We start from the raw sequence: 23311 nt of genomic DNA, 5'->3' as shown, positions 1-23311 counted from the left end.
ATTTACTCTAATATGAGATAAAATATAAATACATACCTCGAAAACTTAATATACTAAATTTAATACAACCTTGTCTTATATAAATAAAAGATTAGTTTACTGTAAGTGTAAAAATTAATATTTTTATTTCTTTATTATCATCATGGGATTGCCTATGCCCACAACGGTAATCCTGGTTTCCAGAGGTGGATAAGGCCAGTTCTCAGGAGAAATGTTCTTCACTGAAATATTAGTCTGGGTCTCTTCTTTGCTTACCCCGCATCTATTTTCATATTCAAGCACCATGTCCAGTCCGATCTGCCTTGCTCTCTCAAAGGCTTCTCTGTAATCTACAACATGTTCCCTTCCACCCGGATAGAAGATAAGGAAATCCTCTGCAGGTTTTTCTATGGACACTGGCATGATCAGCACTTCAACTTTCTTGACGCCTTTTCCGGCAAGAGCTCCCACTGCATTCCCCACATCTGCATGTTCCGGGACAATAATTTCAGCATCTAAAAGTGCAGACATTTCCTCTGAATATGCTTTTACAGGTCCTCCCAATAATACAATAGGCAATTTCAGGCTGAACTTTGCCGGATACAGACCACTCAGCAGGTCATCCACAAGGGGTCTGGACCTTTCAGGCAAAAGAAAAGCCATCTGACTGTATGCCATATTCCTTGCCACATGTTCTTTCACATGGGTGCAAAATTCATATTTCTTACTGCCGTTGTGGCGGGAAAGGAGCTCAGCACCCATGTGGGAAGCATCCAGGTTCCAGGCAGTGTATTCTCCTCTCACGTGCAAAGCATCCGTAGGAGTGAAACCAATAGCTTGCACCAGTCTTTTCTTTATAAGTGAATCAATTATCTTTCCGGAAGGCATGGCATGCATATATTTATAGAGTTCATGTATGCTGATAGGGTCGCTTCCGATATGCTGAAGCATTTCAGCTTCCTCATTATTCAGCCCATTGCTAGCATAGCCGGTCCGTACAAAGAATTTGGTGGGCTGATAGTTCTCATCCAGTGACTTACGGGGCAGCAGCCTCATAAGATTAAGTTTCTGCAACAGACCTGGATACTTAATAGCAGCAACACACAGGGGAATAACACGTCTGGGGCCTATCTTCACTTTTCCATCAGTTATCCATACATGGCTGTCTCCACCAGTGGCTGAAGTTTCCATCTTCATAGCTCTTACTCTTGTTTTCCACCCACCCACCATAGAACCCGAAGCGCTTATTTCCGGTACTCCGTGGTATATGGCAGATACATCGGTACTGGTTCCTCCCACATCTATAGCTGCACATGTGTCCAGTTTTGCAAGATACGATGCTCCGAGAAGACTTGCAGCAGGGCCGGAAAAAATGGTCTCAATAGGCTTTTCCAGAGCATCCTCCAGATTGTACACAGAACCGTCACATTTCAGCATCAGCATCCTGGCATCTATACCTCTTTTCCTGATATCTGCCATCACAGCGCTGACGAAATGATGCGTAACAGGTATCAATTGAGCATTAAGCACAGCAGTCACTGCCCTTTCATAGGCTCCTAGTTCCTGGGAAAGTTCGTGACCACATACGACAGGTTTACCAGTTATCTTCTGGATCAGGGATTTTGCCCGCAGTTCATGGTCGGGGTTCCTTGTACCAAAGAAGGCTGAGATAGCATATGCTGACACTTTGTCCTTTGTCCCGATGCCAAACTCCCTGATAACTTCACTATCTAAGGGCACTTCCTCCTCACCGCTTGGACCATGGCCGCCAGGAACCACAATGAAATCCGTAGTGGGGAATTCCTTATCCACAGGGTGCTGCCCAATGAGTATAAGTCCCACCGGGGTTCCTGTGCCTTCAAGTAACGAATTAGTGGAAAGAGTGGTAGAGACTGACACGAGGTTGACCTGGCTAAGCAGTTCCTGGTCAAGGGCATCCAGAACCGAACTTATGCCGATCTGGAGGTCAGGATATGTGGTAAACGCTTTTTTAGAATCTACGATCATACCGTCTGATCCTCTTAAAAGGACAGCATCGGTGTACGTTCCACCGGTATCAATACCAAGACCATAGTGCAAAAATTATTCTCCTATCATTTCTTATATTCTCTATATGGAGATTTTATATTTAAGACTTTTCAGATAGTTATATATATTTATTCTCACATGTGTTTAATATGGTTCAATAAGAGGCGATTATTGTCGGTTCGGAGTATCAATATGAAGCTTACGGTAATTTATGATAATGAAGCAAAGAAAGGTTTGAATAGCGGGTGGGGTTTTTCTTGCTTAATTGAAACTGCAGGGCATAATATTCTTTTTGACACTGGTTGGGATGGCCATGTTCTTCTGGCAAATATGGCAAAACTTGGTTTTTCTCCTGAAGATGTTAACATTCTGGTGCTATCTCATCAGCACTGGGATCACATTGGCGGTGTGCCAACTTTCCTCAATATGCAGTCAGATGTGGACATCTTTATACCGGCAAGTTTTTCATCCAATCTGAAAAGAGAGATCTCTACAAGGAGAAAACAGGGGGGTACTTATCTCTCTTTTTCGGAGGTGGATGTTTCCATGAATCCGAGGTTGTATGAGATAAAAGAACCTCAGGAGATATGTAAAGGAATCTACACGACTGGCGAGCTTGGAAAAGAAATAAAAGAACAATCTTTGATACTGTATTCCAGTAAAGGACTGTATGTTATAACTGGTTGCGCCCACCCTGGGCTTCCTGCAATATTGGATGCGGCTTCTTCTTATGGTAATGTAGTTGGTATCGTGGGTGGTCTGCACGACAGCCAGGAATATGGTCTATTCAAAGGCATGCATTTGATAGGTGCGGGTCATTGTACAGCTCATAAAGAAGAGATCAGGATGAAATATCCGGATGCTTTTGTCGATGTTTTTGCAGGATATTCTGTGGAGTTTTGAATAATACACATCAATAATACTTAGGTCGTAGAATAAATGAAATCAAGAATTATCTATGGTCCCATTCTTTCAAGAAGGCTTGGAAGGTCCTTGGGTATCGATGTGATCAAAAGAAAGGATTCAAAGAAGAATTGTAATTTTGATTGTGTCTATTGTCAGTTGGGACATGTAGATAATATGGTAAAAGCACCGGAAAATGTTACAGGAGCCGTCACCACCAAAGAAGTGGTGGAGGGGATCAGATCTTTTCACAGGAATATCGAAAACCTTGATTATATTACTTTTTCCGGTACATGCGAACCCACACTTAACCTTTCACTTGGATCAATGATACTAGGAGTAAAACAGATCACAGATCAATCTGTTTGTGTGCTAACAAATTCTTCTCTTGTGGACAGGGATGACGTGCGTTCCAATCTTGCTGAAGCAGATCTTGTAATAGCAACCCTTGTTTCTGGCAATGAAGATACGTTCAGAGCCATACACAGGCCTGTTGAAGGTATACGACTTAATAACATCATTAAAGGGTTGCAGGCAATGAAAGATCTGGAAAAATGTCCCAGACTTGGGATTGAGGTAATGCTTGTTGATTCAACCAATGGGTATCTGGTGAATAGTACGGATGAGGAGATTACCAAGCTTATAGAGGTCATTAAAACCATTGATCCGGACGAGATAGAGATACTAACTGTCAGCAGGCCATCTGCGGAGAAGTTCATTGTTCCGGTGGCAGAAATAAGATTAAAGGAGATAGCACACAGATTTGGTGCAGAGCTTGGAAGGGATAGAGTGAAACTGGTACTCAAAGGCCTGAGACGAGAAAGGTCAAGCATGCAGCACGAAAATTTGGGAGAAGAGGTTTATGACCTTATACTTAGAAGGCCTTGCACTTGCGAGCAAATATGTGCATCCCTTGGTATCTCAAGTGCACAACTGACTCCTATTCTGGAAAAACTGATCTCCTCTGACGATATAATAAGTATCGTATCCAAAAATGGAAGATATTATAAAGCATCTTGACCCTTTCTACATCGGGTCACTTTTGACTGTAGGAAACTATATATAATTAATATCCATTGTGAAAAAATGCTATGAAAGAGCGAGGACGTCCTAAGTGCCCACGACGTGTGGAGCTTACTCCGGAAGTGATCTATTTTAAACCAAGAGGAGTGCCTCTACGTGAACTGGAGGTAGTTTGTATTGCAATAGAAGAACTTGAGGCTTTGCGTCTTGTGGATCTTGAAGGTCTTACACAGGAAGAGGCATCCCTTAAAATGGGGATATCAAGAAGAGCCTTCTGGGAAGATCTGCAAAGTGCCAGAAGAAAAGTTACTTTTGCTCTCACTAATGGGAAAGCTATCGAGATCTCAGGCGGGGATTATGTCACTGTCGGAGAGGAAAACAAAGGTTGCAGAAGGTCAGCATAAGCCACATGCACGGATATCTCTTAAAATTTGAATTATCATTCAGGTGAAACAATATGGACAAGAAAGTTCAGAAAACGCAGGATCTGCTCCAGAAACCACAGGAATCAAAATTAGTTGCCAATATGAGGGCTATTAAGAACAAGATAATGGTAATGAGTGGAAAAGGTGGGGTCGGCAAAAGTACTGTTGCAGCCAATCTTGCTGCCCAGCTTGCCCGAAAAGGATTCAAAGTTGGTCTCCTTGACGGTGACATTCACGGACCAAGCATTCCCAAGATGTTCGGGATAGAGGACAAAAGACCTGAAGTGGACGAGAAAGGCATTGTTCCAGTATCAGTGACAGATAACCTCAAAGTTATGTCCATTGCCTTACTAATTGAGGACAAGGATTCTCCAGTGATATGGAGAGGACCGGCCAAGATGGCAGCTATCAAACAGTTCCTGGAAGATGTTTCATGGGGAAAGCTTGATTACCTGATCGTTGACCTGCCACCGGGAACCGGTGATGAGCCCCTCAGCATTGCTCAGCTCATTGAAAAGATCGATGGTGCTGTGGTCGTCACTACACCTCAGGACATGGCACTGGTAAGTGTACGCAAGTCTATTACCTTCGCCCATATGCTAAAGGTTCCTGTGATCGGCATAGTGGAGAATATGAGTGTGATCATCTGCCCTCATTGTGATGAGAGAATAGATCTTTTCAGTAAAGGTGGAGTTGAAAAGGCAGCCAAGGACTTTGATGTGCCGGTGCTTGGCGCTTTGCCCATGGATCCAAAGCTCGCTGAGATCGAGGATAGCGGAAAGGTGCATACTCTGGATGCCGATTCCACTGAGTGGTCAAGGGAATTCACAAAGATAGTAGATTCTGTTGTTGGATTTAAAAAACAGGTGTAAGTTTCGTACACTTTTTGTGCGGGGAAAAGTCTATGATCCCTGCACAATACATTTTTATATTGTTTTGTTTATTTCTGTTTCTCCCCTCATTTTTCCATATGTTATAAGGGGTATACTTCCAGAGGTGTAAGTGAAATATACCCGCTATGCTCAAGTCCGGTAACTGATCCTGTATCCAGGGTAACCGGCTATTACAGTCATGTGAACCAATGGAATCCCGGAAAAAAAGCAGAGTATGCTAAGAGGCACAGGTATAGGATGCATTGCTAGAAAAACACTAAATACAGACCCGTATATTATATTTCATGGACCCCAGGATATCAAAGGCACTTGATTGGATCGATATACAACAACCTGATTCCACCAAGGAGATCTCCCGCGTGGTCTGGGCTCGCGGCGCATGGAAACTTCCCAGCCGGCATACTGCTCGCCTTGTCTGGCTCAAAGGCAATCCACCCTGGGGAGGGAATGTAAGAGAAACTGCAAGAGTGATCTCTTCTCTTTTTCATATGGGTCTGATCTTCCCGGATGCGGGGCAATGGCTTCTTTCACAAAAAAAAGAAGGCTCCTGGGACCGTAACGTGTACGATACCACATATTCCCTCATAGCCCTTGCAGATATGGGTATTCATGATCCGGAAGGTTGCAGATGGTTATTTGATAACTATGGGCCTGAATGGGAACATCCTGGAACCACTGCGCTGGTGATCATGGCTTTGGTAAAACAGGGTGCTACCCAGGATGAATATCGTGACCTTATAGATGGAAGAGCACGCTGGTTGCTTGAAAAACGCGGACCTGATGGTGGATGGAAGAACATAGCAACCAGCAATATAGTGATGCAGTCACTTTTAATGATAGGTTTGAGGGAAGAGCTTAAAGTTTCTATTGACTGGCTTATGCAAGCACAGAACTCTGAAGGTTTCTGGGGTATAGGAGAAGATAGCATTGTTGCAAGTTCTCTTTCATTGATCACGCTTGCATTATGGCATTTATAGCAGCTTTCTCAAATAGCCTCTTATGAAACTAATATATATGAGAGGCCAGCCTATAATACACGTTCTTAGTTGCATCATCTTGTACCAGTGATAAAATGAATACAGAATTTATCAAATACCATCCCGGTTCTAATACCTACATCATCCAGAAAAAAGCATACTTTGAGAATAGTGTTCTGCTCAAAGGCAATCTGATAGTCGGCGCAAGCTGTAACTTCTGGCAGGAACTGAGAGTTGAAGGAAATCTGGAACTTGGGAAGAACTCTCTGGTCAAAGGGGATGTGCAGGCACATAATGCGATCATTGGTCCGCACTGTGAGATAAGGGGTAGCTTACAGGTGGACAAAGACCTTACACTAATGGATGATGTCGATATCGCAGGTTCTGCTACATGTGGTGGGCAGATGCTTGTGCGACCAGGCTGTTCGGTGGGTTTTGTAAAAGCTGAGACACTATTGGAACTGGTAGGCAAGGTCAGCATAAAGGATATAGAGGCCGGAACGAAAGTGATAGTACGTTCCGAATGAGTTATTTTGAACCAGCTATTTTAGCTTAATCAATTCTTTCCTTTCTTTCTTCGGAAAGTAATTTTAATACGGTGGTCCTCAGCTGGTTTGCTTCAGGGCTTGTTCGTATTCTGGGACGTGGAAGACCCACATTTATTACTTCTTTAATCTTTCCGGGCCTTGCTGTCATAATTACTATCCTGTCGGCCAAAAATACAGCTTCATCCACACTATGGGTGACGAATAGGATGGTTATGTGCTTCTTATCCCATATATCCAGCAACTGATACTGTAACGCGTTCCTTGTCTGAGCATCCAGTGCACCGAAAGGTTCATCCATGAGCAATACTTCCGGTTCATTTGCAAGTGCACGGGCAATAGCAACTCTTTGTCGCATACCTCCGGATAGTTCATGAGGGAAACTATTCCTGAACTGGGTAAGGCCCACCAGCTCAAGGTATTTTTCAGTATCTTCTTTCGCTTTTTTTCTGGGAATGCCTTTCATTTCCGGGCCAAAGATGATGTTTTCGGTGACGTTTCTCCAGGGGAACAGCGAATATTCCTGAAATACCATGCCTCTTTTTGAGTCCGGTATGGATATTTTTGCTCCATCCAATAGTATTTCTCCTGAATCTGGAGTATCAAGTCCGGCAATAATGCGCAGAAGAGTGGTCTTACCGCAACCAGAAGGTCCAACGAAACATACAAACTCCTTATCATTTATGTTAAGACTCACGTTATCTAATGCAAGGGTTTCAGGTGCACCTTCTTTTCTGAACACGCGGGTAATATTGTTTATTTCTACTTTTCCCATTATCTGACAACTCCTGCCTGCCATTTGAGCAGGTGTTCATCGATAACATATCTGAGGGTCTTGTCAATCAAAAGCCCCAGAAGGCCCAGGACCATCATGTATACGAGCACCAAGTCCATCTGATGAAGGTGGTAATGATGCCATATCTTGAAACCTAGTCCGTATTTGCTCACACCGAACATCTCCGCAGCCACCAGGCACATCCACCCCACGCCCATAGCTATCCTTATACCAGCTGCAATTGACGGTAGAGCAGAAGGAAGGGCAACGTATCTTATAAGATCACGGTCCTGCCTGCATCCAAGTACCTTGGCAGCTTCTACATATATCCGTGGTACGTTCTTAAGGCCTGTGAAAGTGTTAATAATAATGGGAAACACAGCTCCAATAAAGATCAGAAAACCGGCTGATACAGGAGTGAGGCCCAGCCATATTATCGCAAAAGGTATCCAGGCAAGTGGGGGTATAGGCCTTAACATCTCAATGATCGGATCAAGTACTCTGTTCAATGTTGTGAACCAGCCCATGATCATGCCTACGGGTATTCCTACGAACAAGGCTGCTACCATGCCTATGGAAAAATGTAACAGGCTTTGCAAGAGGTCAACTAAAACCACCGGTATTTCTATGGCCAATGCCCCTATTTCTAAAACCGATGGGCGCTGAACTATCATTAATGCAGCAGAAATTACATCAAGGACACTTGGCAGAAAGAACTTATTGCGAACTATAAGATCCGCTGTCATTTGCCACAGCAGAAGGGCAGAGACTATGGAAATGGTCTCCACTGCTCTGCTCTTTACTGCGTGTATTATTTTTTTTATCATGTCTGCCTACAGGACTCCTTGCTACTTCATGTAAATTGCTGTCAATGCTCTTAGTTTTGTAAGGAATCATAAAAAGACATATCAAATATATCTTTTTCCGTTAGTGGTTTCTTTATATATCCCAGTTCATACTGTATATTTGCATAATCCACTGTTGAGTTTACGATCAGATGCGGATCTGACACCCATGTGCCATCCCATTCATTAATTGAGTGCTGGACAATGGTTATATTCATTTGCTGATCAGCCGCATAGATCTGGGCCGCTTCATCAGGATGCGCATTGTTGTACTCTGTAGCATCTACATGTGTCTTAACTATCTGCTTCACTACTTCAGGGTGATTCTTGATGAGATCTCCACTGACCACAACGACACAACATGCATGGTTAGGCATGATCTCTCCGGACTGGATTACAGTTCTTCCATAACCCTTTTCCTTTATTTCAGTTGGTGAGGGATGTGGCAGGAACACAGCATCCACCTGGCCGGCTGAGATGGCTGTTACAGCGTCTGCAGATGTCATAGGCAGGATGGTCACATCTCTGTCCGGGTCAATGTTATTTGTTTTCAGCCAGTTTCTAAGCAGTGTATCCTGAATAGTCCCTGGCGGGAATGTAGCTATCTTCAGTCCTTTGAGATCTTCAGGCTTCTCATAAGGTACACCTGTGCGTACTACGAGATCAGAGCCCTGTACCTGAACAGCAGCCACTATTTTGGCATCGAGCCCCTCACTCAGAGCAGATATGAATGGTGCGGCCCCCACATACGCCACGTCAAGGTCTCCTGAAAGCATAGCTGTCATTTCGGGGGCTCCACTTGGGAACAGATTATCACTTGTTTTCACTATACCCAAAGGTGCCAGGCTCGTGTTCCACATGCCTTTGTCCTTTGCTGTCAGATACGCTATCTGATGAGTACTGGGCTGGTATCCGAATTTTATCTCTGTCAGTTCCTTTTTCTGTTGAGGTTCAGTGCAACCTGAAATAAATGCAATAGCCATCATAGCAGTGATGATTAAAATGGCCCCTATTATTTTGTTAATTTGTTTGCTGTACATAATTCCACCTCTTTTTCTCAATGGTGAATCTTAATAATGAACTCGTTCTACTGAGCTATATTTAATGTTTCCTGTGAGCTACAAAGGAATTTTCCTGAAAGTATAAATATTGTCGGTACATTTTCCTTATGCGGATATTTTATCAGATATAAGGAAAGAACATGGAATCATCAGATGAAGTAGTAGATGCTATACTGGCCTCTTATGAGGAGTTCCAAAAAACATTATCCAGGGTAATGAAAGAAGATTTGGGTTTGAATGCGGTGGAATTTGCTCAGGAGGCAAATATGCCTGCAAGTACTTTGTATAAGATAATGTCAGGCAAAAGAGAGCCTAACATGAAAACATTGAGACAGATAGTCAGAACCATAAAAAGACTGCAAAATTCTGAAAAAGGAAGTTTTATCGCGGTAATTGCTGCAAGACCTGTGCTTGATAATATAAGAGAGACAAAGAAAAAGATAGGGGGAAACCTCTGTACTATCAGGGAATATTCTGCAACCTCTATAGAGGAAGCCATAATTGCAGCAGTTAAAGCAGAACGTGAAGGAGCTCGTGCACTGGTATGTGCACCAATTGTAAGTTCAACAGTAGAAAAAATATTGAGGATTCCGGTGGCTACCATCATGCCAAAGAACAGCCTGATAGAGGCAATAGAAAGAGTGTCAAAAAAAATAGGTTAATTGAATTTATCGGATAGAACCGATAAATTCATTTATTTTCGCCTTTGCCATTTCCACTGTCCAGCCGCCAGCTGTAAAGAGGTATCCAACCCCTGCTGCAGCCAGCAGGATTATACCCCCTAGGATATACCATATAGTACCTGATTTCTCAAGTACTTCATAGGTACTGTTCAGTTCACGCACTGAAGCAATGTATGTACCTGGCTCCTCTTCCACATGGACGAATTTTAGTGTTGTGGAATTTCCGTTGTTAAGTGTCACTGCTTGGGAGTCTGCCACAGTACCATTGATCTTCAGTTCAACAGTATAGTTCCCAGGTGCTGTGCCAGTGTTCGATACATCCACAGAGAAAGTTGCCTCATCTCCGGCTCTCACTTCAAGGGGTGATATCTGCAGGTTCGTAAAGGTGAACCTGGCAGCAAGCTCCTTTACCTCAAAGTTAAGTTCTGCGTCCAATAATCCGGGCTTTGAAACAGTCAGCTTGTGTATGCCCACTTCTGTAACCGTATGGGTAATGTTACCATTACTTGAAGTGTTACCTATAGGCCTACCATCGAAAGCCACTTCTGCTCCTTCAATGGCTTCTCCGCCGATTGCCTTAAGTACGCGGAATTCAACAGTAGTTCCTTCAAAAACTTCTTCTGGAATGATATCGATGGTCATCTTTCTTGATTCATCCTGAGAAGATATTACCTCTAAATTCGAGGTTGCAGAGGCATATCCATCTTTTTCTGCAGTGATGGTGAAGTTACCAGTTTGATCGGGTGTATATCGGAGTGTTCCTTCATTAGAAGTGGAGCCAATATTTTCGCTATCTAATTTCAACGTGGCATTGCCTACAGCCATACCTCTGGAAGTGACCGTTATATTCATTGGAACGCCCTGGGTTACTACCTCATTATTATCTATAATGAGTGCTTCAGATGCAGCTGTTTCCACTTCCACGAAGGGATAGAACCGTACAGTACTGTCATCAGCCACCTTGAACTTAATGTCACCCATAACAGAGACTTCTTTGTCCCTTGAAAGTGATATTGAATCTTCGTTCTCCATTGTAATGCCGGTTTCCGAGATACCGGTCACTTCCATCTCACCAAAGGCTTCACCACTTTCTACAGATACATACTCATCTGATATCTGGAAGATGCCATCTACAAAAACAGCACTACTTTCTGTTCCCTGGAATACATCCTGGAAGTGAACCGCTATGACAGGTACATCATCAACATCCCCTACATTCATTTTATAGGCATAGGTCGCGTCTGAGGAAATAATGTCATCATCTATCTGATCGCCATCCTTTGTAAGCCGTATATACACTGTGTCGCCGTTCACGTCAACCTCTACAATGCTCAGTGCATAACCCTCTTCCAGTACTAAAGATGAACCTGAGACTAACGATGTTTTATCACTTTTGTCCAGAAGCACTTTGGAGAGCTGACCCTGTGAAACAAGGCTTACCTCATTTGTGAAATCATTTTTTGGATAACCTGCAAAGTATTTGTCAGCCATGAATCCTATTACTTCAAAATCTCCCCAGTCATCGTACTCGAAACTCACATCCTCCGGAGTTGAAGTATATACCAGATTCCCGTCGTCAATGGTCCTGCCGGATAATTCAGTTATCTCAAGTTTTTCGGTGCCTATCCCCTCATCAATGTTGTAGTAAAACCCCTCGAAGTTCAGAGGTGTCCATTCAAAGGCCTCTTCCTCTGAAACAGTACCTCTTAGTTCATAGGTTCCAGTTTCTGACATGTCAACAAAAGGAGCAAATCTCAGAGTAGAGTCATCAGCAACGATGAATTCCAGTTTACCCATTATATTGGTTACCTTGCCCTTATTGAGGGAGATCGAATCATCATTCTGCATGGTTATCTTCTCGTTGCTCACGGTCTGAACTTCCATGACCCCATAGCTGTCACCGGAATCAACGCTTATGTATTCATCAGATATCTGGAAAATAGCATCTATGAACACTGCACTGGCCTCAGTACCCAGGAATACATTGCCGAAATGCACCGCTATTATTGGGACATCATTACTGTCTCCCATTTCGGCTTCATAGACATAGGTACCATTATCTCTTACTATGGTCTCATCAACTTGTGAGCCATCCTTGGAAAGGGTTACATACACATTGTTACCGTTCACGTCTACTTCTACTATGTTCAGGGCATAACCTTGTTCCAGGGTAAGGCTTGAGCCTGCATATAGTGATTTTTTATCACTTTCATCTAAGAGCACTTTAGAGAGTATGCCGTCCGACATGACACTTATCTCGTCAGTAAACCGAGTAGTGTCCAGATATCCTGCGAAATATTTCTCGGCCATGAAACCTATGACCTGATACTTACCCCAATTGCCATACTCAAAATCAGTAGTTATAGGTGTGGTTTCATACTCCAGATCCTCTCTGTCAATAGATCTGTCAGACCTGCTGTCAAGATGCACGGTCATGGTCTCTGATCCTTCTCCTGTATCAAGGTCATAGTAAAAACCGGAGTAGCTCAGGGCCGTCCATGTATAATCAAGAGACTGATTGGCATCAGCGTCCCATATACGGTCACCACTCAGATATGTTTTTGAAGCTACTGTCCATGTCCATCTCTTCTGAGCATCTCCATTTTCATTTGATGCTATCGCTGTTACATTATAGGAACCTGTAGCCTTATCCGAAACATTTAATGCTGCAAATGATACAGATTCGTTGGTTTGCTCCAGATCTCCATCGATATACCATTCGATATCGACATCCTGATTAGTTTCAACTGTAAAATTCTGATAAGCACCCACCACACTTGCAGGGTCCTCTTCAGGAGTGAAACCTGTGATCTCGGGAGATCCGATCTCAGCATTTGAAACCTTCCAGTCCCATATCTGTTGAGCAGAGCCATTTGCATTTGATACAGCTGCCGTTACATTATATGTTCCTGGAACAGCCGTACTGTTAGAATATGAATCAGAAGTTCCAGCTGTTGTATCCACAACAGTTCCATTGATCAGCCATCTTATCTCAGCTTCTTGGTTGAGTGTAACATTAAATTCCATTGAAGTTCCTGTGATAGATTCTGGAGTGGTGTCAGTGGGTGTAAAATCTGTAATGGATAATGTTTCATTTGTTGCGCTTGTGACCGTCCAACCCCATATTTGTTGAGCAGAGCCATTTGCATTCGATGCAGCTGCCGTTACATTATATGTTCCTGGAACAGCCGTACTGTTAGTATATAAATCAGAAGTGCCGGTTGCTGTATCCACAACGGTTCCATTGATCAGCCATCTTATCTCAGCTTCCTGGTTGAGTGTAATATTAAATTCTATTGGAGTTCCGGTGGTCGATTCTGGGGTGGTATCAGTAGGCCTGAAATCTGTAATGGACAGTGTTTCATTTGTTGCGTTTGTGACCGTCCAATCCCAGGTTCTCTGTTCAGTACCGTTCATGTTCGATGCAACAGCCGTTACATTATGTCTTCCGGCAAGAGCTGTGCTGTTTGAATATGAGTCTGAAGCACCTGTTGCTGTATCCACTTCTGTTCCGTTAATAAGCCATCTTATCTCAGCTTCCTGGTTGAGTGTGACATCAAAATTTACTGATTCTCCTGTTATGGATTCTGGGGTAGTGTCATCGGGGTTGTAGCCTGTTATAGTCAAAGGTGTACTATTTACAGTCCAAATCCAGATATACTGGTCAGTTCCATTGGCATTCTGTGTTACTGCTGTAACATTATATACTCCAGCGGATGCATCGTCATTTGAATATGTAGAAGTGGTTACTGCTTCATCTGTGTTGACCAGTGTCCCATTCAAAAACCAGGTAACATCAGCAGTTTCATTTATGTTAACACTGAAATCTTGGCTATCACCAACTGTTGAAGTCAGATCGCTGGCTGGAGAGTGGTCAGAAATGCTTGGGATCGCAATTGCCCCACCTGCCAGCAGTATCAATACTAAATATATAGCAAAACCTAAACGCGTTTTCATGATATAACCTACCATATTTCTACTTACTTTATTTCTTGCATTTTATGTATTATCTGCTATCTTTAACTGTTCATAGCCTTTTCGTTCCACTTGCAACACAGTACCATCCGACTTTTGTATGGAGATCGATTTTTCCTGATGTACAACCTCTCCGATCATACTGATATTACCCAGTTTCAGCACATCTTCAATGCCTTCTGGCCTCACAGTGAAGATCAGTTCAAAATCACCGCCTGTATAAAGGGCCATAGAATATAGATTTTCCCTGTTAAAAGACATCAATTCTTCTACCTCCGGCTGCAGGGGTAGCATCTTTTCCTGAAGCCTGAATCCTACTTCGGAGGATTTTGAAAGATCATAAAGTGACATTGCAATGCCATCACTTGTATCCATCATGCTTGTCACATGGCCCATGGATGCAAGTTTCATTGCTTCATTTATTCGGGGTGTGGGTTCGAGCAAAGCCTTAAGGACACTATCCGGTGCGTTAATATCGTTTTCCAAAGCATAGAGGGCAGCACCCGCAGCACCTGCATATCCTGTAACACATACCTTGTCGCCCACATGCGCACCTTTTCTTGTAAGCAGTTGTTCCTTTGGCACGGTTCCAAGGGCTGTACCGCAAATAGTAAGTTCATCATGGGTGTCAATATCTCCGCCTATGATTGCAGTGTCATATTCTCTGGCACAGTCCCTCATGCCTCTGGCGATCTCTTCCGCAAAAGCGACATCTGTGTCAATCGGAAGGCCTATAGCTGCCAGTACACCTAGTGGCCTGGCACCCATAGCAGCAATATCACTCAGGTTAACTGCAGCAGACATCCATCCAATTTGCCAGGGGCTCATCTGCCAGGGAAAATCTGTCATACGATGCAGCATATCCGTAGTAACTACAAGATATGAACTCTCTTTTATATCTATTACTGCGCAGTCATCGGGACCGGCACCTAAAATGATGCCATCAGGCAATTCACGGAATATATTCGATATCAGGGATATCAGAGGTCTTTCTCCAATTTTTGAAACTGGTGTGTATCTCATGAGTCATCATTTAATATCTGGAAAAAGTCTCTACATAGGCCATACCATTTTTATATGATCGCATGTGTCATAGACCTTCATTCAATATAAGGCTTCTACGCCTTCTATATACTGTCCATATAAGCTACTAATATTACTCATTTATTGTTTCCTGCGCCTTATCACCAACAGGATAGCTACAAGGGTCGAAAGCACTATTAGAATTGGGAGCAGATATCCGACCAGAATTACCATGGCTCTGACAGTTGACACAAAACCCTGCACTGAACTGGAAAGAGCATCCCTCATACCCCATGAATGTGTGATAGGTGTTGGTTCTGTTACTCTGATATTGATCGTGGCAAAATCTATTATGTTGTTCAGATACTGCAACCTTCCAGTAAGGCTATCTATTTCTCCGCGTACCCTCTCTAGTTCTTTTTCCACACTAAGCACTTCTTCGACGGTAGTGGATATATTGAGGATCTCTGTCAGGCGTTTTTCCTGCTTTAGCAGGTTATTGAGCCTGGCTTCCATGTCTATGTATTCCTCTGTAACGTCAGTACCTGTTATGCTTTTAGAGTTAACTTCACCCAGTTTTTCAACATCTCTCACGAAAGCAGTATAATTTTCAGCAGGTATCCGTACAGTGATATAACCTTCCTGGCGGGAGGTATCACTGTAGTATGGATCATAAACAGATGAACCTGAAACATAACCACCTGCAGCAGTTGCCATTACTGTGATCTCATCCACAGTCCTGAAAGCATTGTCTGCTTCCATCGATATATCCACGTTTGTGATAGTCTTTCTTTCAGAAAGGTAAATTTCAGAAGTGCCAGCTCCCGCGAACGTCTCATCACTCGTATATTCATATGCTGCACTGTTCTCAGAAGCAGGATATACGGTGACTTGAGGGGCTTGAGATGATGAGTCTGTACTCGTTTGAGATATACAGCCTGCAACACTTGTTCCTATAAGGAGCAATACTACAACCAGTAGTTGATAGTTTATTTTCATTCGATTGACTCCAACTTTTATAATGTATGAAGTCTTACATATAAACAAATTATGTTAACTTCAAACAAATTAGAAGTTAACTTCTTCATTGCCTGATTCTTTTGTCCTTATCCAGACATTATGTAGAAAAGGGTATGCAGCTTTAGCCATCTCAAGCAATTCTTCCCTTGTGAAAGGCTTTGTATCTCTTAAGCCCTCAGACATGGCATTTTCAGGTAGTCCCTGTTGTATCACATAGGGTATGTCTTTGTCCTTGACATAAGGGGATAATAACTGACCTATAGCAGCAATATCCTCCTTGCTGCCCACAATGCCGGGTACAACAGTAGTCCTCAACTCCAGCTGTGCACCACTTCCGGAAATGATGTCCAGGCTCTTTGTAATATTTTCTATAACCATTTTAGGTTCCAGATCAAGGTTATATTCATCACGGCCAATGGCCTTGCCGTAAGCTATAGGGTCGTTCATAGGCGCTTTGATATCCAGGAAAAAAGCGTCTACTAATGATTCCTGCAAGAGTTCGTCAATAACCTGTGGAAAAAAACCATTGGTGTGTATGCCAACCAGCAATCCCTTTTTCTTAGCAAAGCTTGCCAGTTCCTTCACAATATTTTTTTGTATCAGGGGTTCTCCGCCGGAAATTACAAGGCTGCTTACAAAAGGAATCGAATTTTCAATTTTATCCTTCAGGACCTTCACTTCAAGAAGGTCGGATCCTTCCAGGATCTCATAGTTCTGGCAGTAGGGGCAGCGGAAAGGACATCCTCTCAAAAAGAGGGCTACAGCCGCTTTCCCATGCCAGTCTACAGTCGAAATGGGTATATATGAGCCGTAATTGGCGTTCATTATACCACAATCAAGCAATGCCAGCTACTTTATATCTCTTCCTGTCTGCCAGTTCCTGCTTCTTTGCAGCATTCCAGCCGCTGACAGATTGGATATATCCTGTGACCCTGGACATCTGTTCCACATTGGAAGAACCACAGTTCTCACATGCATCCTTTAGTCCGGACATCATGTGGAAATCGTTCAGGCAGATAGTCATGTCCTTGGTGAAGGTAAAGTATCCTACTTGTGTGTTCTTTGCAATGTTCATAGCAAATTCCTTCAGACCTTTTGGATCCGGTGAACCTTCTCCCAGCCAGATGTGGCAGATATTTCCTCCATCCACTATGGGGAAGAACACATGCTCTATCTTTATCCTCTCAGCAAGGGATATATCAGCTCCAGGTGGCACATGAGTTCCATTGGTGTAATAGATAGGAAGGTCATGTGTGTCCTTTATCTTTGCCAGAGCTGTTTCCAGATCTCCCTGCACGACCTGCTTTGCACTATCTGCATATTCCTCATGCAACAGGTCGGATGCAGCAAACCTCTGACCTGTGGTCTCTGCAGGGGTCCTTGCAAGTGCTATCTCGATTCCATGCTTCTGGCCCAGCTCGCGTGCATACATTTCAAGTTCTGTCATAACTCTTATAGCGAACTTGAAGGCAGCCTTTGACTCATATATCTGGTTGCCTGTGTGGTAATGCACCATCTCGTTTATTCCCACAACACCTATGGTATATACCAGTGAGTCTATATCCACTGCTATTGAGCCCTTCTTACCGGTCATCGGGTCTTTTGGACGCTGGGTCGCAAAGGGCATCCTTTCATTCTCTATAATACTCTCCATCCACTGTCTTTTGGTTGCAAAGATCTTGATGGCCTGGTCCATCAGACTCTTGAGGTCCGCAAACAGCGCCATATCATCACCATTTGCCCTGTATGCTGCTCTTGGACAGTTGAGTGTCACTACCTGCCATGAGCCCATGGAGAAATGCATACCATCCCTGAAATGGAGTTTGTCATCAAATCTGTCATCTGCATCTGCATTTGCAGAGAACTGGTATGCACAGCACTGATAACATGAGATCCCATCTCCTGATCCTCTATACTCAGGTAACTGGTTATCAAAGTAAGGTGTGCCGAACTTTGCAGCCAGTTCGAATGCCAGGGTGTACAGGCCATCATAGGTGGGAAGCTCAGGATGGGCACGGTTGAATAAATCATCCTCCTGCATGAAATCCGGTTCAATGGATATCTCTGGCTTTGGGAAGTTAAACGGCTTGCCCCAGTTATCTCCCTGAAGCATAACGTTCATGAGTGCTGCGAATCCCAGCCTTACCTCCCGTTCGAACTCTTCGTATGTACGCCTGACAGTGCCGTTGGTGCCATCATGCACCTTGCCCTTGTATACTACAGGAATATCTTTCCAGAGCTTTGGCACACCAGGGGATAACTGCACTGAGGAGAAGACAACCTGGCCTCCCCGGGCTACCATCATCTGTGTCATCTCGTACACGAACATCTGCATAAGCTGTTCGATGTCCTTGTAGCTCTTGCCTTCGAAGTAAGGTGCAAGGAATGTCAGGAAATTGTAGAATCCCTGTCCTCCAGCGAAATTGGTCTGGGCGCTACCCAATGCTTTTACTGCATGCAGGATGGCAACTTCTGCCTTCATGGCAGGACCCGCAACACTGGCCTTGGCACCAGACCCATCGGGCATAAGGCCATAGTAGAAGAAATACCTCAGGTCCCAGTCCTGACAAAAGGCACGTGTGCCCATGTATTCCAGGTCGTGGATGTGCAGATCGCCGTTAAGGTGTAGGTCTGCCAGTCTGGGTGGCAACAGCAGCAAATACTGCTCTTTGGAGATCTTGTCTGCCTTCTTTTTGTGTGATGTTTCGGCATTCTCCTGCAGATTTGCATTGTCCTTCGCCTCAAAACCTGATCCCAGGTCGATCTCGCAGGCATCATATACAGGAGTACCCACTCTGGTGGAAACGTTCCTCCATTCCACATGTCCTCGCTCCAGCAGGATCATGTTTACCATTTCCCTGATGAGTGGGCCTGAAAGGAATTTGAGGTCCATCTGTCTTATACGTCTTTCTGTATCTTTTGCAATTTCCTGAGCTTCTTTTCTGGTTATGCCAGGCTTATTGTAGAACCTTGTGGCAAGGCCTGTTTCCTTCATCAGCTGGTTGACCACTATATTACGATCCCAGTCCACCATGTGTCCGTCAGTGGTACGCACTTTTGGCATAACAGATATGGAATGGCCATCAAGGGTCCTTTGTACGGCCTGTTTTTGCGGTTGTGTCATGTCCTCCTGAACAGTACCCGTGAACTTAAGCCTTTTGTCACTCCTTTCAGGTACTTCTTCCTTCTTGTCCTGTGTCTCTATGGTGCATGTATCCATTATCCGGTCTCCTTCTGATCAAAGTAAATTATTAAATACTTCTCTTTTTACTTCCATTCCATTGAACAGTTCATCATGAGTGAGAAACTCTTCATCTATCTGCATTACAGGAGCTGTAAGGGTGAAAACTCCATTGACTCTCAGTTCTGTGAGAGCTTCCGGTGTGGACATATCAGTGGTCTTGAAGGACACTCCACTCTCTTTAAGGGTCTTTTTGAGCAGTTCACATTTAGGACAGGTTTTTGTTGTATATATAGTGACTTCAGCCATTTTCTCGCGTCCATTCTTCCTTATTCGTTAATCTATTATTCTAATTGTATATTATTTAGTCATGAGCAAGCATTGCCTGTACCTATCTAAAAACCACAAGCAAAAAACCCTTCTCAATAACTCGTCTCTCTCGTTTGAAGGTAAATTATACAAATGACCTATAGCTTAATAATGGTTTTTCATAGCATATCTATATACACAAAAATCCTTTCCGGTAACAAACTTGATCTACAACCTTATCCGCCTCCATGTTTAATAATCATATCTGGTAATATATCGCTGATCAGGTTTGATCATCAACCCAATGTACAAAAAAGTGATATAAATTATCCTCCTATAGCAAGTAATCTCAAGAGGTGTTTACATAGATTCACATTTAATGTCTGGCTGCAAATCAGTTGATGATCTCCTTGCAGGAGGGCTAGAAGCCGGAGTTGTTACTCAGTTTTTTGGAGAAGCTGGCAGCGGCAAAACAAATCTGTGTCTTCAGCTTGCCATAAGATGTGTTGAGCAAGGAAAAAAGGTCATTATCATTGATACAGAAGGTATTTCTCCCAGTAGGTTCCGGCAGATAGCAGGAGACCGGGCAAAGGAAATAGCTCAGCAGATAATAATCTATGAACCCCATAACTTTGAAGAGCAGCATGCGGCAGTAAGAGAACTTGAAAAGGTCATAAAGGAGAACATTGGTCTTATCATTGTTGACTCTGCTACAGCCTTCTACAGATTTGAACTGGAGCAGGACGATTCTGCTATGCGGGCAAGACGCGAACTTGGCAGTCAGATAGGTTTTCTGCACAGCCTTGCAAGAAAATATGGCATATCTGTAGTCATCACCAATCAGGTATACACGGATATTACCTCAGGCACGCTGAGGCCCGTTGGAGGGAATATCATCGAGCATATATCCAAGACCATTATCCAGTTAGAACGCGTTGGCGATGGAAAAAGGCGGGCAGTTCTCAGGAAACATCGTTCCCTTCCGGAAGGTATAAGCTGTGAGTTCACAATAACTTCTGAAGGGGTTGAATGAAAGTCATACCCTGGCAATAGTGATATAGCCTGTATGGCCCACTCCACCTGTCGCGGGCCTTGTCCCTCTTTCTGATACGGATAAAGGTCTTTCTATGCATTCTATGGTAGTGACATCCCATGGTCCGGAAGCATCCAGAGCTTTGCGTATTGCTATTGTCTGTTCTATGAATGGGGAATATGTCACTACAAATCCGCCGGGTACAAGCACTCTTCGCACCATTGGAATAACTTCAGGGGAATTGATAGTGTCAAGGGTAACAACATCAAATTTTTCTTCTATTTTGCTGATCTCTTCAACGATGTTGCCACAACGCACTTCCACATTATCCAGACCGGCTTTTGAAATATTGCTGCGTGCAAGCTGTGCAAAATTTTCTTTTACCTCATAAGTGACTACCTTTTTTGCTATGGAACCAAGGTACATAGATAAAATGCCAGAGCCAGTACCTGCGTCTAACACAACATCGTTTTTACAAATTCCAGTGTATGCAATGACCATGCCTATGTCCTTGGGCATCATAGGGGCGCCAGAACGCTGTGCATGCCTGAACATATCAGGCATACGCGGTTTCTGCACAATGAACTCCTGACCCTTGTGAGAACAAATCTTATCTCCGGACGATAATCTTGTAAGTTCTTCCAGCTCGATAATACCAAAATCGCTGTGGAACGCATCCTCAGAAACGCATACTATGAATTCTCTTGGCTTTTCCTTAAAGAACGTTCTCAATAATACCATTTCTCCATATTCCATAATATCTCCTAGATATGTTTTTGGGGCGTGTATCTTACCAGGGGCATGGTCACTATGTCCTTGGGAATAGAATGTTTATTTATCTGAACATAATTCTCTATCTGCCTGAATTCATGTGCATAGGACCCGGCAAGTTTATGTGCATATTCAGTGCCGTCGTGTGTGAGCACGTACTCGTATCTCTGTCTGTATCGCCCATGCTTTTCATAGTATCTAAGATCCTCATCTACTATGCCCATAGCAACAAGCACCTGTATATCCTCGAAGGCTTTGTCACTATATGGGAACCCATATCTTTCATGGAAGTCATACTCGAAAAGGTTCTTCAGAGAAGCATGATTGCTTAACTGATGTATGGTACGGTACAACCAGGTAATATGCCTGAGCCGTGGCACTGAGATGAAACCAGTTTCTTCCTTCTTAAAGATATTGTATATTGCATAGAAAAGCAGTATTATGCTTTCTATGGGAAGATACTGTTCTGCACGAATAAAGCCCAGAAGCCTGGGCGATAGTTCATCCACAACTTTATGCATCTGATCGGAAACCACTGATCCATCCATCCCTGCGACAGCATCGGGATGTGCAAATGTCGTAAGTGAAAGCTGCCTTGAAATGGACCTGACAAGTCCGTTGGCCAGGGCAGATTCATCATAGAAGAAGCTTTCTTCATTCCCTATCAATACTCTCATACTTTTTGGAACACCGGATGCTACATCCAGGTCTACCAGCACATCTCCCAGCTCCCGGGCAAGCCTTGATTCAAATTTCATTTTAGCCACACTGTGTCGGGCAATGGTTGCAAGTGCCATCCTTGTGGAAGGTCTGAGCATCTTCTGGCTGAACCTTGCAATCGGTACATATAATCTATCACCCAGGAGGTCATTAAGTAGCCGGAGAGGTCCTTCAGATGCATGTGACCTGATGAAACCAAGCAGGTCCTTGTCATTGTATTCAGTGAAAAAGCTAATTATCTCGTTCTTTGCAGCTTCTATTCCATACTCATTTCTGAACATTTCAAGTGCATCCTCAAGTGCGTAGAGCAGCATTACCCTGGCGGCCTGAGTCTTCGGGTTGTGTATGATAGCAGTATAATGGTGAGCTCGGGATATTAACATGGATTCTGCAGCCGTGAGTGCCATTTCATTGCCATAGTCCGAGTCATCCGGGCTTCCCAACACGACATTCCCATCCTTGATGGTGAGGCTGTCGATTATCTGGTCAACATCGATGAGTCCGAAGGATACACCTGTATGATAAGAATCTCTTAGAAGGAAATCTATTCTGTCGGCATCTATATCACCTGATATTATCTGGGCGAGGTATGGCTTTGAGATAGCATATGCGTTACCTGTGGCAATATTTGCGATCTCATCAAAGAAACAGAAAGGGTCTGTACCAAATTCAGATTCCGTGTATCTTGCAATGAAATTATCCTCTGGCATCATCCTGATTATATCCTTTGAGAAGGCCTCGTGTTTTATGAACTTCCTGTCTTTGACCACTGGCTGTAAATGGGGATTACGCCTGAGGACACTCTCTACTGCATGAGAAAATGCTGAGTGGCCTATATCATGTAAGAGTCCAGCGATTCTTATTTTGCGTATTTCCTCTTCTTCAAGTGAAAGCGATTGGCCGATGACAGATGCCATATGCATGGTGCCGATGCTATGTTCGAAACGAGTGTGATTTGCACCGGGATAGACATGGTCAACTAACCCAAGTTGTTGTATGTTCCTGAGCCTTTGGACTTGACGTGTGTGCAGAAGCATCTGCTCGAACTCATCAAGGATGATGGTCTTGTGCACAGGATCATGTATTATGAGGGGTTTTTGCATTGGATTATATTAGGATAAGAGGATATATAAAGGAAAGGC

Annotated in this window: 21 protein-coding genes; 9 read left to right on the top strand and 12 right to left on the bottom strand. The window is 43.6% G+C overall.

Annotated features, from left to right (window positions below; all coding sequences use genetic code 11):
- Positions 1-123: 123 nt before the first annotated feature.
- Positions 124-2058, bottom strand: coding sequence for a hydantoinase/oxoprolinase family protein (locus tag METHO_RS10190; protein ID WP_015325455.1), 1935 nt, complete (start codon positions 2056-2058; stop codon positions 124-126).
- 141 nt (positions 2059-2199) lie between these two features.
- On the opposite strand from METHO_RS10190, the gene METHO_RS10185 reads away from it, so the two are divergent.
- The 7 genes from METHO_RS10185 (at position 2200) to METHO_RS10160 (ending at position 6755) form a co-directional block, all read left to right on the top strand.
- Positions 2200-2910, top strand: a complete 711-nt coding sequence (locus tag METHO_RS10185; RefSeq protein ID WP_015325454.1) for an MBL fold metallo-hydrolase — start codon at positions 2200-2202, stop codon at positions 2908-2910.
- A gap of 36 nt (positions 2911-2946) precedes the next feature.
- Positions 2947-3930: a radical SAM protein gene (locus METHO_RS10180; RefSeq protein WP_015325453.1), complete on the top strand. Its 984-nt coding sequence runs from the start codon at positions 2947-2949 to the stop codon at positions 3928-3930.
- 71 nt (positions 3931-4001) lie between these two features.
- The gene (locus METHO_RS10175) at positions 4002-4337 is read left to right on the top strand and encodes a DUF134 domain-containing protein (RefSeq protein ID WP_015325452.1); all 336 of its coding nucleotides are present in this window, start codon (positions 4002-4004) and stop codon (positions 4335-4337) included.
- 53 nt (positions 4338-4390) lie between these two features.
- Positions 4391-5230: an Mrp/NBP35 family ATP-binding protein gene (locus METHO_RS10170; protein WP_015325451.1), complete on the top strand. Its 840-nt coding sequence runs from the start codon at positions 4391-4393 to the stop codon at positions 5228-5230.
- 39 nt (positions 5231-5269) lie between these two features.
- On the top strand, positions 5270-5500 hold the full coding sequence (nrdD, locus tag METHO_RS14415) for an anaerobic ribonucleoside-triphosphate reductase (protein ID WP_083885804.1): 231 nt from the start codon (positions 5270-5272) through the stop codon (positions 5498-5500).
- Between the two features lie 35 nt (positions 5501-5535).
- Positions 5536-6228, top strand: a complete 693-nt coding sequence (locus tag METHO_RS10165) for a prenyltransferase/squalene oxidase repeat-containing protein (RefSeq protein ID WP_015325450.1) — start codon at positions 5536-5538, stop codon at positions 6226-6228.
- A gap of 95 nt (positions 6229-6323) precedes the next feature.
- On the top strand, positions 6324-6755 hold the full coding sequence (locus METHO_RS10160) for a DUF583 domain-containing protein (protein WP_015325449.1): 432 nt from the start codon (positions 6324-6326) through the stop codon (positions 6753-6755).
- Between the two features lie 25 nt (positions 6756-6780).
- Here METHO_RS10160 and METHO_RS10155 read toward each other — a convergent pair whose 3' ends face one another.
- From METHO_RS10155 to METHO_RS10145, 3 genes are read right to left on the bottom strand one after another with little or no spacing between them, the layout of a single operon-like run.
- Entirely contained in the window at positions 6781-7548 is a 768-nt protein-coding gene (locus METHO_RS10155) for an ABC transporter ATP-binding protein (protein ID WP_015325448.1), read from the bottom strand.
- Entirely contained in the window at positions 7548-8375 is an 828-nt protein-coding gene (locus METHO_RS10150; RefSeq protein ID WP_015325447.1) for an ABC transporter permease, read from the bottom strand. The genes METHO_RS10155 and METHO_RS10150 overlap by 1 nt, the downstream gene beginning before the upstream one ends.
- A gap of 50 nt (positions 8376-8425) precedes the next feature.
- On the bottom strand, positions 8426-9433 hold the full coding sequence (locus METHO_RS10145; protein WP_015325446.1) for an ABC transporter substrate-binding protein: 1008 nt from the start codon (positions 9431-9433) through the stop codon (positions 8426-8428).
- Between the two features lie 161 nt (positions 9434-9594).
- Here METHO_RS10145 and METHO_RS10140 point away from each other — a divergent pair, with 161 nt between their 5' ends.
- Positions 9595-10116: a helix-turn-helix domain-containing protein gene (locus METHO_RS10140; protein WP_015325445.1), complete on the top strand. Its 522-nt coding sequence runs from the start codon at positions 9595-9597 to the stop codon at positions 10114-10116.
- Positions 10117-10122: 6 nt separating this feature from the next.
- Here the strand turns inward: METHO_RS10140 and METHO_RS13155 are convergent, their stop codons facing one another.
- From METHO_RS13155 to METHO_RS10110, 6 genes are all read right to left on the bottom strand, one after another.
- Positions 10123-14094, bottom strand: a complete 3972-nt coding sequence (locus METHO_RS13155) for an S-layer protein domain-containing protein (protein WP_015325444.1) — start codon at positions 14092-14094, stop codon at positions 10123-10125.
- 42 nt (positions 14095-14136) lie between these two features.
- Positions 14137-15135, bottom strand: a complete 999-nt coding sequence (thiL, locus tag METHO_RS10130) for a thiamine-phosphate kinase (RefSeq protein ID WP_015325443.1) — start codon at positions 15133-15135, stop codon at positions 14137-14139.
- Between the two features lie 141 nt (positions 15136-15276).
- Positions 15277-16134: a DUF4349 domain-containing protein gene (locus tag METHO_RS10125; protein ID WP_015325442.1), complete on the bottom strand. Its 858-nt coding sequence runs from the start codon at positions 16132-16134 to the stop codon at positions 15277-15279.
- A 69-nt stretch (positions 16135-16203) separates the two neighbouring features.
- Positions 16204-16980, bottom strand: a complete 777-nt coding sequence (locus tag METHO_RS10120) for an anaerobic ribonucleoside-triphosphate reductase activating protein (RefSeq protein ID WP_015325441.1) — start codon at positions 16978-16980, stop codon at positions 16204-16206.
- 10 nt (positions 16981-16990) lie between these two features.
- Positions 16991-19279, bottom strand: coding sequence for an anaerobic ribonucleoside-triphosphate reductase (gene nrdD, locus METHO_RS10115; protein WP_245546385.1), 2289 nt, complete (start codon positions 19277-19279; stop codon positions 16991-16993).
- A gap of 114 nt (positions 19280-19393) precedes the next feature.
- Positions 19394-19645, bottom strand: a complete 252-nt coding sequence (locus METHO_RS10110) for a glutaredoxin family protein (protein ID WP_015325439.1) — start codon at positions 19643-19645, stop codon at positions 19394-19396.
- A 379-nt stretch (positions 19646-20024) separates the two neighbouring features.
- Between METHO_RS10110 and radB the strand changes: the two genes are divergently transcribed.
- A complete protein-coding gene (radB, locus tag METHO_RS10105; RefSeq protein WP_015325438.1) occupies positions 20025-20678 on the top strand; it encodes a DNA repair and recombination protein RadB in 654 nt (217 codons plus the stop codon).
- Between the two features lie 3 nt (positions 20679-20681).
- On the opposite strand, the gene METHO_RS10100 is transcribed toward radB, so the two are convergent.
- Complete coding sequence (locus METHO_RS10100; protein ID WP_015325437.1) at positions 20682-21434, bottom strand: tRNA (adenine-N1)-methyltransferase; 753 nt, start codon at positions 21432-21434, stop codon at positions 20682-20684.
- 8 nt (positions 21435-21442) lie between these two features.
- Positions 21443-23272 carry an HD domain-containing protein gene (locus METHO_RS10095; RefSeq protein ID WP_015325436.1) on the bottom strand — a complete coding sequence of 610 codons (1830 nt, stop codon included), beginning with the start codon at positions 23270-23272 and terminating at the stop codon, positions 21443-21445.
- Between the last annotated feature and the right edge of the window lie 39 nt (positions 23273-23311).

The sequence above is a fragment of the Methanomethylovorans hollandica DSM 15978 genome, assembly GCF_000328665.1.
In the GTDB taxonomy this organism is placed as follows: domain Archaea; phylum Halobacteriota; class Methanosarcinia; order Methanosarcinales; family Methanosarcinaceae; genus Methanomethylovorans; species Methanomethylovorans hollandica.
This window is presented reverse-complemented; position numbering and strand designations above follow the sequence as displayed.